The 14,592-nt window shown below is 30.1% G+C and carries 13 protein-coding genes; 5 read left to right on the top strand and 8 right to left on the bottom strand.

Annotated elements, in window-relative coordinates:
* The first annotated feature begins 2 nt into the window (after window positions 1–2).
* Entirely contained in the window at window positions 3–482 is a 480-nt protein-coding gene (locus B2217_RS10600; RefSeq protein WP_291122536.1) for a hypothetical protein, read from the top strand.
* A gap of 5 nt (window positions 483–487) precedes the next feature.
* On the opposite strand, the gene B2217_RS10595 is transcribed toward B2217_RS10600, so the two are convergent.
* Window positions 488–1,639, bottom strand: a complete 1,152-nt coding sequence (locus B2217_RS10595; protein WP_291122534.1) for an FAD-dependent monooxygenase — start codon at window positions 1,637–1,639, stop codon at window positions 488–490.
* A 96-nt stretch (window positions 1,640–1,735) separates the two neighbouring features.
* Entirely contained in the window at window positions 1,736–3,118 is a 1,383-nt protein-coding gene (locus B2217_RS10590) for a dipeptidase (protein ID WP_038334410.1), read from the bottom strand.
* A gap of 111 nt (window positions 3,119–3,229) precedes the next feature.
* On the opposite strand from B2217_RS10590, the gene B2217_RS10585 reads away from it, so the two are divergent.
* A complete protein-coding gene (locus B2217_RS10585) occupies window positions 3,230–3,544 on the top strand; it encodes a DUF4286 family protein (RefSeq protein ID WP_180904424.1) in 315 nt (104 codons plus the stop codon).
* A gap of 43 nt (window positions 3,545–3,587) precedes the next feature.
* Here the strand turns inward: B2217_RS10585 and hemL are convergent, their stop codons facing one another.
* Window positions 3,588–4,871 carry a glutamate-1-semialdehyde 2,1-aminomutase gene (hemL, locus tag B2217_RS10580; RefSeq protein WP_180904423.1) on the bottom strand — a complete coding sequence of 428 codons (1,284 nt, stop codon included), beginning with the start codon at window positions 4,869–4,871 and terminating at the stop codon, window positions 3,588–3,590.
* A gap of 62 nt (window positions 4,872–4,933) precedes the next feature.
* Complete coding sequence (locus tag B2217_RS10575; RefSeq protein ID WP_180904422.1) at window positions 4,934–8,380, bottom strand: ATP-dependent helicase; 3,447 nt, start codon at window positions 8,378–8,380, stop codon at window positions 4,934–4,936.
* Between the two features lie 357 nt (window positions 8,381–8,737).
* Here B2217_RS10575 and B2217_RS10570 point away from each other — a divergent pair, with 357 nt between their 5' ends.
* Window positions 8,738–9,910, top strand: coding sequence for a T9SS type A sorting domain-containing protein (locus B2217_RS10570; RefSeq protein WP_180904421.1), 1,173 nt, complete (start codon window positions 8,738–8,740; stop codon window positions 9,908–9,910).
* 42 nt (window positions 9,911–9,952) lie between these two features.
* Here B2217_RS10570 and B2217_RS10565 read toward each other — a convergent pair whose 3' ends face one another.
* Window positions 9,953–10,765: a DUF4846 domain-containing protein gene (locus B2217_RS10565; protein ID WP_180904420.1), complete on the bottom strand. Its 813-nt coding sequence runs from the start codon at window positions 10,763–10,765 to the stop codon at window positions 9,953–9,955.
* Complete coding sequence (locus tag B2217_RS10560) at window positions 10,766–11,143, bottom strand: VOC family protein (protein WP_180904419.1); 378 nt, start codon at window positions 11,141–11,143, stop codon at window positions 10,766–10,768.
* Between the two features lie 327 nt (window positions 11,144–11,470).
* On the opposite strand from B2217_RS10560, the gene B2217_RS10555 reads away from it, so the two are divergent.
* Together B2217_RS10555 and B2217_RS10550 are read left to right on the top strand one after the other, a co-directional pair.
* Window positions 11,471–11,977, top strand: a complete 507-nt coding sequence (locus tag B2217_RS10555; RefSeq protein ID WP_180904418.1) for a hypothetical protein — start codon at window positions 11,471–11,473, stop codon at window positions 11,975–11,977.
* A 204-nt stretch (window positions 11,978–12,181) separates the two neighbouring features.
* Window positions 12,182–12,655 (top strand): hypothetical protein, encoded by a 474-nt coding sequence (locus B2217_RS10550; protein WP_180904417.1) that lies wholly within the window; start codon window positions 12,182–12,184, stop codon window positions 12,653–12,655.
* 31 nt (window positions 12,656–12,686) lie between these two features.
* Here B2217_RS10550 and B2217_RS10545 read toward each other — a convergent pair whose 3' ends face one another.
* On the bottom strand, window positions 12,687–13,244 hold the full coding sequence (locus tag B2217_RS10545; RefSeq protein WP_180904416.1) for a hypothetical protein: 558 nt from the start codon (window positions 13,242–13,244) through the stop codon (window positions 12,687–12,689).
* A partial coding sequence (gene ligA / locus B2217_RS10540) for an NAD-dependent DNA ligase LigA (RefSeq protein ID WP_291122532.1) occupies window positions 13,244–14,592 on the bottom strand: 1,349 nt, incomplete at its 5' end. The genes ligA and B2217_RS10545, both read right to left, overlap by 1 nt.

The raw sequence follows: 14,592 nt of genomic DNA, 5'->3' as shown, positions 1-14,592 counted from the left end.
TTATGGAAGAAAAACAGATTTTATATGTAGATTTCGCAACTTTGAGACAATCGTATATAGAAGTCAAAAAATTTATAGAAAAAGCATCTTATGAAAAGGTTGATAATTCTAATATCCTAATTGAACAAGATTTAGGATTTTGTGGTGATGACACTTATTTTTTAATTGAAGAGTTTGTTGAGAAATATAATTTGGATTTTTCTAAATTTAATTTTTTAGAACATTTTTTGTCAGAAGGAGAATTAGCAAATGGATTCCAAGTTGTCTTAAATATGGTTTTTCTTCCGTTATATTTTCTGTTTTGGTTAGTAAAAGAATTTACTTTTGATTTGATTAACCTAAATAAATATTTGATAAAGATTGTGAAATTATTTTCAACTAATCAAAGAGAAACTTTTGATATGAGTTTTGGAGATTTGTTAACTTCTTATCTTAATAAAAAATATACTTTAAGAGATTCAACAGTATTTGTGTTAAAATAGTTTCTCTAAACCCTCATAAAATCTTCTTCCAACAAGTCTTCTAAAGGGCTTTGCATCAAAGATTGTGGTAAATTTCGGAAAGCAAAATTTCGTATATTCATCAAAAATTTATTGTCTACTTGAGCAACTTTTCCAGCCAAACGAGAAGTATCGATAATATAATGTGTTCGTTTCAAACGACGTAAATTATAATGTTCAAAAGCTAACAAAATATCAGTATCTTTTTTGATTAATTCATCATACAAAACGCAAACATCTTCAACCGCCATGCATGCGCCTTGCCCCATGTTTGGTGTGGTTGCATGTGCTGCATCTCCAATTAATAAAACACGATTAAATGCATAATTATTAATCGGTTTTATATCCATAATTGGCGTAGCAATTATACTTTCTGGATTCGTTTTTTGTAAAGTATTTCTGATTTGTCCCGAATAATCTTTGAACTGATTTTTAATATCACTTAAAGCGTAGTTGTAAACTTCAGAATTTAGTTTTGTATTGACACAAGCGTACCAATATATTTGATGATTGATAAGAGGAGTCAAACCAAATCGACCATTTGGTCCCCATGTTTCGATACTTTTCTTTGAGTTATACGATTTATCTTCCACAATGGCACGCCAACAAATATATCCCGCATAACGAGGTGTCGACTGTTTTAACAATTGTTGACGAATTGTAGAATTTATCCCATCAGCACCAATTAAATAATCACCTTCTGTAGAAATTCCATCTTCAAAATGAAGGACAACTTTCTCAAAAGATTGTTCGAAAAGCTTCACTTTTTTTGAAGTTTTAATTTTATTCGAATCAATTTTAGAAACTAAATAATGATGTAAATCTGCACGATGAATGGCAAAATTTTCGTTGTTGTAGTTTTTTCTTAATCGTTCGGTATCCGCTTTCAGAATTGTTTTTTCTTTCCAATCTTGAATTTCAAAATCTTCTAACATATGTCCCAAAGGCGCAACTTCTTCTGCTAAACCAAGAATTTCAAACGCTTTCATTGCATTAGAAGCCAAGCCAAAACCAGCACCAATTCCACGAACTTCTGGCGAAGCCTCGAAAATTTCGTAGTCATAATTTAAATCTTGCAAAACTTTTGCTAAAGTTAAACCTGCAATTCCTGCACCGGCGATTAAGAATTTTTTACTCATTGATAAAAATAAAGTTCAAAATTAATCATTCTACTATAAACCAAAAAGAAAAGCGAATCAATTTGATTCGCTTTTCAGAAGTTATTTTGTCGAAAATTATTGTTCGTTAAAATATTTGTAGAAATATGGAATAGTTTCGATTCCTTTGTAGAAATTGAATAAACCATAATGTTCGTTAGGAGAGTGGATAACGTCAGAGTTTAACCCAAATCCCATTAAAACAGATTTTGTTCCTAATTCTTCTTCGAATAAAGCAACAATTGGAATAGATCCTCCAGCTCTTTCAGCTAACGCTTCTTTCTCAAAAGTTTCAGCTAATGCTTTTTTAGCAGCGATAAAACCTGGGTGATTTGTTGGTAAAATATAAGGTTTACCTCCGTGATGTGGCTTTACTTTAACTTCTACTGAAGATGGCGCTAATGTTGGGAAATAATCTGCAAATTGTTTTGTTACAACCTCAGGGTCTTGTCCTGGAACCAAACGCATTGAAATTTTAGCATAAGCATGAGAAGGAATAACTGTTTTAGCACCTTCGCCAATGTATCCTCCCCAAATTCCGTTTACATCTAAAGTAGGACGAATAGACGCTCTCTCGATTGTAGAAAAACCTTCTTCTCCTTGAATATCAGCAATACCGATAGATTTTTTGTATTCTTCAACATCAAATGGAATTTTAGCTAAATCAGCTCTTTCATCTTCTGTTAATTCAAGAATTGGCTCGTAAAAACCTGGAATTGTAATGTGACCTTTTTCATTGATTAATTTTCCAATCATTGTTGCTAAAACATTAATCGGATTTGGAACAGCTCCACCATAAACACCAGAGTGCATATCGCGATTAGCTCCTTTTACCTCAACTTCTACATAAGATAAACCACGTAAACCAACTGAAATAGAAGGTTGTTCGTTTGAAATCATAGAAGTATCAGAAATCAAAATCACATCATTTTTTAATTTCTCTTTATTGTTTTTAACGAAATTTACTAATGAAGGAGAACCAACTTCTTCTTCACCTTCGATCATAAATTTAACGTTACAAGGTAATTCGTTTGATTTGTTTAAAGCCTCAAAAGCTTTAACGTGCATAAACATTTGACCTTTATCATCAGCAGAACCACGAGCGAAAATTGCTCCGTCAGGATGAATTTCTGTCTTTTTGATTACTGGCTCGTATGGTCCAGATTCCCATAATTCTAAAGGATCAGCTGGTTGTACATCGTAATGTCCGTAAACTAAAACAGTTGGTTTTGAAGCGTCAACTATTTTTTCTCCGTAAACAACAGGAAAACCTTCTGTTTCGCATACTTCAACATTATCAGCACCTGCTTCTTTTAAATATTTTGCAACCATTTCGGCAGCATCATTTACGTCTTGTGTGTAGGCTGGATCAGCACTAACTGAAGGAATTTTAAGTAATTCGATTAATTCATCAAGAAAACGTTGTTTATTCTCTTGTATAAATTGTTGCGTATTGTTCATCTTTGTTTGTTATGAATAATAGGTAAATTTAAAAATAAAATCTTGATTAGACTTTCTTTTTCAAGAAAAATATAATGCGAAAACCTTTGTATCTTTGCAAAAAATTAGAGAATGATATTATATAATACAACTTTTATTGTTGAACAAGAGGTGCATGACGATTGGTTTGAGTGGATTCAGAAAGAGCATATTAATGATTATTTGAAATCAAATTGTTTTATTGGCGCTCGTTTAGGAAAAATAACTTCTCATGTAGAACCAGGAGCGGTTTCTTATTCTTTACAATTATTTGTGAATGATGAATTGACTTTAGATAAATTCAAGAATAATTTTTTATCAGAAATCAAGCAAAAAAGTTTGCAAAAATATGCGACAAAAGTGCTAAGTTTCGAAAGTGAAATGGAACATATTGGAGATTATAATTAAACAAAAAAATGCAGTAGTTTTCTACTGCATTTTTTGTTTATGATTAACCTTCGAAGCTTCTTACAGCGTCTAATGTTTTATTGATTTCTGTATCTTTAATCGCATCAGAAATAAACCAAGTTTCGTATCCAGAAGGAGCAATATAAACTTCGTTTGTCAACAAATGATGGAAAAATTTATTGAATCTTTCGTGGTTACATTTTTTTACATCTGTAAAGTTTTTGATTTCTGTTTGTTCAGTAAAGAACACAGACATCATCGATCCTAAACGATTGATATGATTTGGAATTCCTTTTTCTGTAAAGATTTTAGAAATTTCATTATCCAAAGTTTCTGTAGCGTTATCAATACGATTAAATAATTCTCTATCATTATTAATAATATTCAAAGTTGTGATACCCGCACGCATCGCAATTGGATTCCCAGATAATGTTCCCGCTTGATAAACAGGACCAAGAGGAGCAAGGTGATTCATGATTTCGCGACGAGCAGCAAAAGCTCCAACAGGGAAACCTCCACCAATTACTTTACCAAATGTTACGATATCCGCATTGATGTTTAAACGTTCTTGCGAACCTCCCATTGCTTGACGGAAACCTGTCATTACCTCATCAAAAATTAATAAAGCACCGTTCGCATCACAGATTTGTCTCAAACCTTCTAAGAATCCTTTTTCTGGAACAATACATCCCATGTTTCCTGCAATTGGCTCAACAATAATAGCTGCAATTTCGTCTTTATTTTGTTCGAATAAAGCTTTTACATCTTCCAAATTATTGTATTCTGCCAACAACGTATCTTTCGCTGTTCCTTGCGTTACACCTGGAGAATTTGGATTTCCAAAAGTTGCAGCACCAGAACCAGCTTTAATCAAAAATGAATCAGAATGTCCGTGGTAACAACCTTCAAATTTTACAATTTTATCACGATTTGTATAACCTCTTGCCAAACGAATTGCCGACATACATGCTTCTGTACCAGAGTTCACCATACGAACCATGTCAATATTTGGAACAACAGACGTGATTAATTTCGCAATTTCAGTTTCCAATTCAGTTGGTGTACCAAAAGAAAAACCATTTTTCATTTGTTCAACAGTCGCATTCAAAACTCGCGGATCTGTATGTCCAATAATCATTGGTCCCCAAGAATTGATGTAATCCACATAAGCACGTCCATCTTCATCATAAATATAAGCACCTTCGGCTTTTTTGATAAAAATCGGCGTTCCTCCAACAGATTTGAATGCACGAACAGGAGAATTTACACCTCCCGGAATATATTCTTGCGCGTCTTTGAATAATGCGCTACTTCTTTGATACAACATAATTTTCTAAAAATAGTTGCACAAATTTACTGAATCTTAAATGAATTAAGAAGTGATTTTAATTAGATTGTCAGTTTATGAGTAGATTTATTTTCTAAATAATCAATTAAGGTTTTAATTAAATGATTTTCTTTCAAAATGGCTTGATTTCCAATCAAAAATAATTGTTCTTTTGCACGCGTTAACGCAACATTCAGCTTTCTATCTACATTTCCTTGATCGTTCATATTCACCAAGGCGTTCAATTGCGAATGATACGTCACAGCAAAACTATACAGAATAATATCGCGCTGACTCCCTTGATAACGTTCCACTGTATCAACCGTAATTTGTTCCTGATTTGGAATATTTGCTAATTCTAATTTTTGTTTAATCAACGCAATTTGATTTCTAAAAGGCGCAATAATTCCAATTGTTTTCTTTGGATCAAATGGTTTTTGATTGATTTCGTATAAATGAATAATTTCTTGTACAAATTTCACAATCAAATCGGCTTCTTGCACATTCGTTGAAGGCAAATAAGGATTTTCGTCAACATTGATAAACGCAAAACGATGATTTGTAATAAAGTTTTGTAAATCATTTGCTTGATTATAATGTTCAAAATGTAAATCTGCACGTTGACGATTTAAGCTTTGTTTTATTTCATCGTTCAAATTTGGAATATCAAAAGCTACATTTAATTTTCCATCATAAAAATAATTGTTCGGAAAATCTGCGATTTCAGCATGCATTCTTCCTTGATACGTTAATTGATCAAAAGCATTTTCGTAATTATTTCGTTCACAGAATTCATACAAACGCTCGAAAATAGAGTTTTTACGGTTAATTAAACCAATATTTTCTAATAATTCGTTATTCGTTTTTGCTAATTCAGGATTCTGTAAAACGATTGCAGGTAATTGTTTGTGGTCACCAATCATGATAAAACGTTCTGCTTTTGGTAGAATTCCAACAATTTGTGGTTCTAAAATTTGTGAAGCTTCATCAATAATAATTGTATCAAATTTCTTTAATTTTAGAATATCATTTTTACTTGAAATTGAAGCAACTGTCGAAACAAAAATGCGTTGTTTACGAATAATATCTTGAATCGTTTTTCTCGAAAATTTTTCTCCTTTTTGTTCTAAATCAGCATCTTTTTGCTCGATGATTTTATTCAATAAGTTTGAATGAAATTCGGGAGAAGTAGACAATTCATTCCCAATTCTGATAAATTTTTGTTCAATTTGATTAGAAATCGCCGAATTGATTGATTCACATAATTCATCAACCGCACGATTTGTATACGCCAAAAGCAAAATATTACAATCCTGTTTTTCATAAATTTCTTTTACCAATTCTTTGATGATAATCGATGTTTTTCCTGTTCCCGGAGGTCCATTCAACAAAAAATAATCTTTTGCGGAAAGTGCTTTTTTCAGAATTCGATTTTGTTCATCCGAAAGATTTGAATTAAAATAATCATAATCCATTTGACTTTTTGGAATAGACTGTGTTAAAATCAAATCTTTTTTCGCTTTAGAAGAATGAATTAATCCATACAAATTTCGGTACATCGAAACAAAAGAAGAATCCATAAAATCTCGTTCTAATGCCCATTTTCCTGTTGAATCAAACGAATCAAAAAAGCGTGTATTAGGTTGTTGATAACGAAAACGCAACACAATAAATTCTCTCGAAATACTTTTGATCGTACATTTAAAAACCTGATTTGTTAAAACAGAATCTTTTGATTCATTTCTTGGGTACAAAATACAAATATCACCTTCGCGAATCGAAATAAAATCATTCGCAGGATTGGTTCTTTTTAGCTTGATTTCACGTTTTGGGCCAGAAATATGATTTTCTACAATTTCTAAATCATAAATAATCTCGAAATTATTGTTTTTTTCTTCGAAAGTATTCAGCCACAAACTCGCCAAACCATTGTTGGAAGTCGATTGTCCCAAACCAAGTTTCGCCATATATTGCTCTTTCGCAATGAAATTCGTAAAAGAGTAGAAGTAAGCCTTTTCTAATGGCGAACTATTTTTGATCGGATAGATAAATTTATCCAATTGCTCTTCTAAAATTTCTTTGAAACGAGGATTAATTTTTCGCTTGATAAAATTCGCAGGTTTTATCGAATAAATCGTTGATTCAATATCGGTTAATGTATGATTTGCTAAACGATTTTCATTGATAATTATTCGATTTCGTAAATCAAAAATACGTTGAACTCGCGCTAAAGTTGGCACATCAAAACGTAAATTTCCTTGATATACTTTCGAATAGAAAATATAACCTTCGGTGTTTTTTGTGACATCTTTAAACTCTAAATCATACAAAACACCAATAATTTGGTAATATAAAAAGAGCTGCGTCGCATGATTTGGCTTGACACTTTTTCCGTCATCAGGAAAAGGTGCACCACCAGATTTCAGCTCGATAATTTTATTTTTTCCTTCGGGGTTAATATCCAATAAATCCAAACGACCTTGAATTCCGTATTGTTCGCACAAAAATGAAGGTTCAATTAATGCGCGATCCAACGAAATATCATATTGTGGAAAATCCTCGGTCAACACTTTTTGAATACGATTAAAATGACCTTTTGCTTCCAAGTAATAATCTTTCAAATCTTGCGGATTCGTCAAATCGTTGCAAGCCGTATATTCTAATGGGTAATTTTTAAAATCATTCTTAAAAATCTCATTAAAATCAGTATTTTCAATGTTTTCCGTTGAAAAATGATCGACAACTGAATTGGCAAAATTTCCTAATCGAATATGTTTGCTGTTTGGCGCTTCTTCAAATTTTTTCTGAATATAATGTAATTCGGAAGTTCCATAATCTTGAAAACATTCAGCAATTGCCGAAATATCAACCAAATAATCAGGTTCGAGAATGATAAAACGTGGATGATAAATTCCTTCTTCATCAATCGTCGAATTGACTAAATTTAATTGCGCACCAATCCAAAAATCCTCAATAGAAGTAAAGTTTTCGTTTACACCATCTTCATCAATTTGAACTGTAATATTTTCTTCTGTTTCATTGTCTTCATGATCGCAAATCAAACAATCTCGCTTGATTTCAATCACTTGAACACGCAATTTTTTTACTCGATTTCGAGTAAGAATTTTGTTGGTATAAAATTCTTTTTCAGGAAAATAATAAATAATTTCTGCCGGAATCATTACTTCATATATCGAGGAAATAAAATCCGCAACATATTTATAATGTGTAAAATATTCGTGTTCTGTCGGTTCGTATTTCTCGCTCAGAATTCGTTGAGCCGTTTTACGAAACGAATGAATTTTAGTTGAAACTTGATATTGATTACAGATAAAAGATAGTTTCGAGAAAAAGTTAGAAAACTGTAAGGCTTCGTTTTTTGTCAACTCAAACGCAATATTTTCAACCAAACGTTTTAAATCTAAATATTTAGAATTGATTGGTTTATTGGCAAGTTGAATGTTTAAAACTTCATTTAGCAGTTGATTTCCTATTTCTTCTCGATTCACGGCGATTAATTTGGTGTAAAATTAAGATTTATTCTTCATTAAATTTTAACTCAATTTAATATAGACGTTGTAATAAATACTTAAAAACGTTTATTAATGATTATAAATTTTATATTTGATTAAAGCCTAAAAATATTATTATGAAACAAGTTTTATTTTCTTTAATTACAATTGTATCTATAAATGCTATAGCTCAAAATCAGTCGATTGAATGGGTAAAAAAAAATTGATGAATCTATATTTAATCAATTAGAATTTACAAAAATTTATCAATCTCAAACCAATAAATCCTTTTATTTTAATCAGTTTTATAGTGAAAGGTTTGGTCCAGATGGAAATCCTGTACAATATGGTATTTTGACAAAAGTAAGTGCAAATGGAAATTTAGAGTGGACTAAAAAACAAGACAATTTGCGGTATCTAGATTTTGTAATTACCAATAATGAATTATTTACTTTAAGCACTCCATTAAATCAAAATTCATCTCAAAATTTTAATATTTACAGATACAATCTTGATGGTCATTTAATTTCTAGTTTGCCAATAAATGTTACTAATGATATTACTTTAACTAGTGTAGTTTTAACAAATGATAATAGCTATTTATTAGCAGGACAAAAAGTAGATTCGCAATATGAAAAGGTGAAAGTTTATTTGATGAAAGTTAATAAGAAGGGACAAAAAGTATGGGAGAAAGTAATAGGGGATGCTGATGATAATGCGATAACTTCAATATCTTCATCAAAAAATGGTGATATCTTTTTTAGTGGATATATTTATAATAGTTCACAAGTAAATCCTACTAATTTAGAATGGACTGTTAAATTGTCAAATAAAGGAGATATTATTTGGAGTAAAGTCACAGCAGGAATACATCCAGAAATTAATAAAGTTATTGTTACAGAAAGTAAAGATGGTGGTTGTATTACATTAACAACATCTTTAGAAGGTAAAGCAGAAGTAAATAAATATGATAAGAATGGAAATCAACAATGGATAAAATCATTTGACACTGGTTATTCATCTGTTAAATTTAACCCTAGCAATATATTTGAAGATAATAATAAAATTGTATTCGGAGGTATTTTTGAAAGTAATAATGAAAGTAAGATTGAAGCACTTTATTTAGATCAGAATGGTAATTTATTGAATAATTTCACTTTAGGTATAAAAGAACCTTCTTATTATATGAATGCAATTCTTTCAAATACATTTGATGAAGGATTATCTATCTTAGATAAAAATTATAATGGTGACATTAATTTAAGCAAAATAAATTCAAAAAAACAGGATCAAAATATTAAGAATATTACAATCGCTCCTAATCCTGCTACAGATTATATAAATATTCAACCTTTAAGTGGAAAAAATACAATTTTGATAAAAAATTCTATAGGTAAAGAAGTATTAAAAATAGAATCAAATAAAGAAAAAGAAAATATTAATATTTCGAAACTTCAAAAAGGAATTTATTTTATTTCAATTAGTGGAGAAAGTAAATTAGAAAATTATTTATTAATGAAAAAATAAGATGATTTTAAGAACTCGAAATACTTTCGAGTTCTTATTTTTTTACCACGTTTTCCAATCATCACTTGTAAACAACCATTCTGGAGTTTTAATTTTACCTTGTTGCACTTTATACCAAGGATTTAATTTTTTATCCATCGGATTATTAAGAATCTGAATTTCTTGCGCAGGCATATAACTTTGAGCAAGTAAAACAATTTTTTCACCTTGTTTATTCTTTGCTAAATCGACTACCATAATCGCGTGTCCATAAGGATTTCCTTGTTGCAAAAGAATATCTCCAATTTTTATCTGTTCAAAATTCACCGATTTCAATTGACTTTTCAAAGAAGCTGTATTCGCATAACTGAACACATTTTCTAAATATTTCCAATAATTTTCTGGTGAATAATCTCCATTTGCAAAATCAGTAAATTTGCGTGGTTTTCCGTCCGATAAAAAGTTGAAAGAGATTTCATCATAACGCTTTTGTTGGTAGAGATAATCAGCTCTCAAACGCATTGTTGCATCTGCACATTGATGTAAATCTTTGTTTCCAATCGGTAAATCAATCACCGCATTGTACACATTATTTTCAGGTTTTTCTTTTCCATTATAATATTTTACAAGTGTTCCAAAGTCTTTTAATTGCAAATGTTGTAGAAAATAGCCGAATTCATTTTGATTATAATTTTCTCTTTGAAAACCTTTTGGTACGGAATATCGATCAATTATTTTATTCTCTTTTTCGTTGATAAAACTTTCTTTCTCAACAATTTTTTGAATTGAATCTTGATGATTTTTAGAATTCGTTGAATTTTCATCTTTACAACTGAAGATGAAAAATGGAAATATGAAGCAGATATATTTTTTCAATTATTTAATTCTAATAGATGAGACAATGACAACAAATCCATCAGGATCTAAGAATGAAATTCCGTTATCATTCCAATATGGATTTTTAGATTTTATTGGTTTGATATGATGAAGTTCTAAACGCTCAATTATTTCGTCATATTCTTGTTGTGTCGTTGGATAAAATACCAAACAATCATCCTCATCAAAGTGATGATCGATATTTTCGTGAGTTGTTGTAAATTCTAAATGCCAGCTTAAATCTGGTTTTCCAATAAAAATACCATCATAACCATTGTGATTTTGAAATTCTCCAAGGATTTCAAAATTCAAAACTTTAATATAGAAATCTTTTATTTCTTTGAGTTGATTGATATGTCGAGCGACTCTAAATTGCATAAAATTCACTATTATTATTGATTGAAAATTAGTATATTTTATTGAATTTTATGGAAATATTTAATGATGCTCAAACAAAATCGATATACAAAACTTTTTATCTGTTCGCTCTGTGTTTTTATTATAGGAATATTCTCGACTGGATATGGCTATAATTTGGATTATAACAAAAACGATTATGCTGTATATTTTTTACTAGTTGGATTTCTTTTTATCATTATGGGATTTATAATCGGTGTATTTAGTTTAATAAAAGGATTTGTAAAAATATATCGAAAATAAACACTCTAATTTTACTCATATAGTTTATATAAAATATTGATTTAGATGAAAAAAATAATATTCTTTTTCGTACTTGTTACATTTTCTGTGATGACTTCTTTTGCTCAGAAAAATGACAAAGTTAAAAGTGAAGAAATTAAAGTAATCAGAGCAAATTTTAGTCGAATTAATTCGATTAAAAATTGGACAAAAATAAAAGAAGTTGAAACTGATGATTCTACGGAAGGTGGTTTTATAAATTATTATTTTTTGAACGATAAATTAGAAAAAATTGTGGTACGAAAATTTGGAGAATCTGGTCAATATTTGGCTGAGTATTATTTGTTGAATAATAAATTGTCTTTCGTTTTTGAACAAGATACAACTTATAATTTTCCTTTGTATTGGAAAGAATTTAATGATAAAAAATCGAAAATTGAAGAATTTCGTTATTATTTTGAAGATAGAAAATTGATTCTTTTTATAGGAAAATCTAAAAATTATAAGACTGAAAGTGAAAATACTTTAGTTGAATTTGATGAATTAATTAAGATGAAAAATAATTCTAAATAAATGATTTATAATAGTTATATTACAATTTGATTAACTTGTTTTATGTTCAAACTATATCCGTATCATTCTTGTTCTTTAGTGTTATTGTTTCTATTAATTAATACACAACATTTTTGGATTCATGAAACTGGAATTTTCGCGATTGTTTTATATTTAATAGAACTTATTTTATTCATAGGATTAATTATTTCTACAATACTAAAGTTGTATAAATATTTTGATGATGATGAAAGAAATTTCAAAAAAGGAATACCTGTCTTTATTAGCATTATTGTTTTGACTTTAATTTTTCTATATCCATCAGGAATAATTACTGATAATACAATTTATGGTAAGGATAAATTATTTGCTTTTAGTGAAGGAACAGCAAGTTGCGGTATCAGCTATCATTTTAAATCAGATAGTATTTATATTGTAAATTCGTTTTGCTTTTTCCCATCACGAGAAATTGGTAAATACTATCTGAAAAATGACACAATATATTTTGATACTATTACTAATAAACAATATAAATTTGGAACAATAAATAGAAAAGATTCCATTTTAGAATTATATTATTTAGAACCTCGAACATTCAATTTTGACACATTGAAAGTAGATTCCACTATTATTAAAAGGAAAATTGAAAATTCAAAAAGTCATAGTTTTAATATCTCAGAAATAAATAATCTTGAATAAAAAAATCCGTCAATTGACGGATTTTATCTTTTTAATACACTTCTTCTTTTTTGAAGAAAACTGTGTCATTTCCTTTTCTAAATTTCAGTTCCGAATATCGAATCGTGTAATCATCAGACATTCCGTAAGTTTCTAAAATAAAATTATCTTTGAAACGATAATTTCTATTGGTTCTATGTTTTGCATTCGAGCCTAATTCTTCTTTCAAACTCAGTGTTTCTGGAGAAATTTTGAAACGTGGATCAGTTTCTATTCTATTAATAATGGTATTGACATCGGCAGAATCCATAATCAAAACTGTTTCTTGTTTCATGTTTTTAATTCCAGAAATATCTGTCGAAACAATTTTTAGATTTCCTTTAAACCCAATTCCAGCTTGGTGTAAATCGGTTTTCAAATCATCATTAGAATACATTTGACTTCTGTAACCATATTTCACCATCGGAATCATCACAATAAAAAATATCGCAAGTGAAACTATCATTGCAGATTTGTTGTAGCCTGCCATTCGCAATCCATAATAGATAAATGGAATCAAAATCAATAATACAATTCCGAATATAATGACAGCAATTAATCCTGATTCCATTAGCCGTTAATCATATTTAAAAATTCGTCTTCTGTCAACACGACAACTGTTCCAATTTCTTCTGCTTTTTTCAATTTACTTCCAGCTTTATCGCCAGCAACCAAGAAATTTAAGTTTTTAGAAACTGCAGAAATATTTTTCCCGCCATGATCTTCCACCATTTTTTGTGCATCAGTACGATTGAATTTAGTCAAAGTTCCTGTAAACAAAAACGTTTTGCCTTCCAAAGAATCTGACAAAGGTTTTGCTTCTTCGCCAATCTCGAAATTCAATCCATAATCGCGTAAACGTTGAATCAAAATCTGATGTTGTTCTTCTTTAAAATATTCCTTAATCGAAATTGCAATTTTTTCTCCAACATCCGTTACAGAAACCAATTCTTCCATTGTAGCATTCATCAAACGATCAATAGTTTGAAAATGTTTGACTAATTTTTTTGCAACCGTTTCACCAACATGACGAATTCCAATCGCATACAATACCTTTTCGAAAGGTTGCTCTTTAGATTTTTCGACAGAATTAATAATATTTTGAGCAGATTTTTCAGCCATTCTTTCTAAAGGCAAAATATCTTCTTTTTGTAAAGTATAAAAATCAGCAATGTTATTTAACAAATTTGCTTTGTGTAACAAAACCGCTGTTTCGCCACCAATACTCTCAATATCCATTGCTTTTCGAGAAACAAAATGTTCTAATTTTCCAATAATTTGCGGTTCGCAACCATTCTCATTTGGACAATAATGTTGCGCTTCGCCTTCGTTACGAATTAATTCTGTTCCGCAAGAAGGACAATTTTTAATGAATTCGATTTCTTCCGTTCCAGGTTGACGAACATCAGTATTAACACCGACAATTTTCGGAATAATTTCGCCACCTTTTTCCACATAAACCATATCACCAATGCGGATATCCAACTTTTTGATGATATCTTCGTTGTGGACAGAAGCACGTTTTACGATTGTTCCAGCCAAAGAAACAGGCGCAAGATTCGCAACAGGCGTAATCGCTCCAGTACGACCAACTTGATAATCGATGCTCAATAATTCGGTTTCGGCAGCTTCAGCTTTGAATTTATATGCCATTGCCCAACGTGGAGATTTCGCAGTATAACCTAATTCATCTTGTTGCGAAAAAGAATTCACTTTGATCACAATTCCGTCCGTTTCGTAAGGTAAATTTTTGCGTTCGATATCCCAATGATCAACAAAAGCCAAAACTTCTTCCAAAGAAGTACATAATTTTGACGTATGCGGAATCTTAAATCCTAATTCATCAGCGGCTTGTAGCATTTCCCATTGCGTAGAATAAGGCAAATTATTTCCGATAAAATAATACGGAAAACATTGTA

Origin of the sequence: Empedobacter sp. UBA7620, assembly GCF_002484185.1 — a bacterium.
GTDB lineage: Bacteria > Bacteroidota > Bacteroidia > Flavobacteriales > Weeksellaceae > Empedobacter > Empedobacter falsenii_C.
Note: the sequence above shows the minus strand (reverse complement) of the source record. Positions and strands in the feature narration are given on the sequence as shown.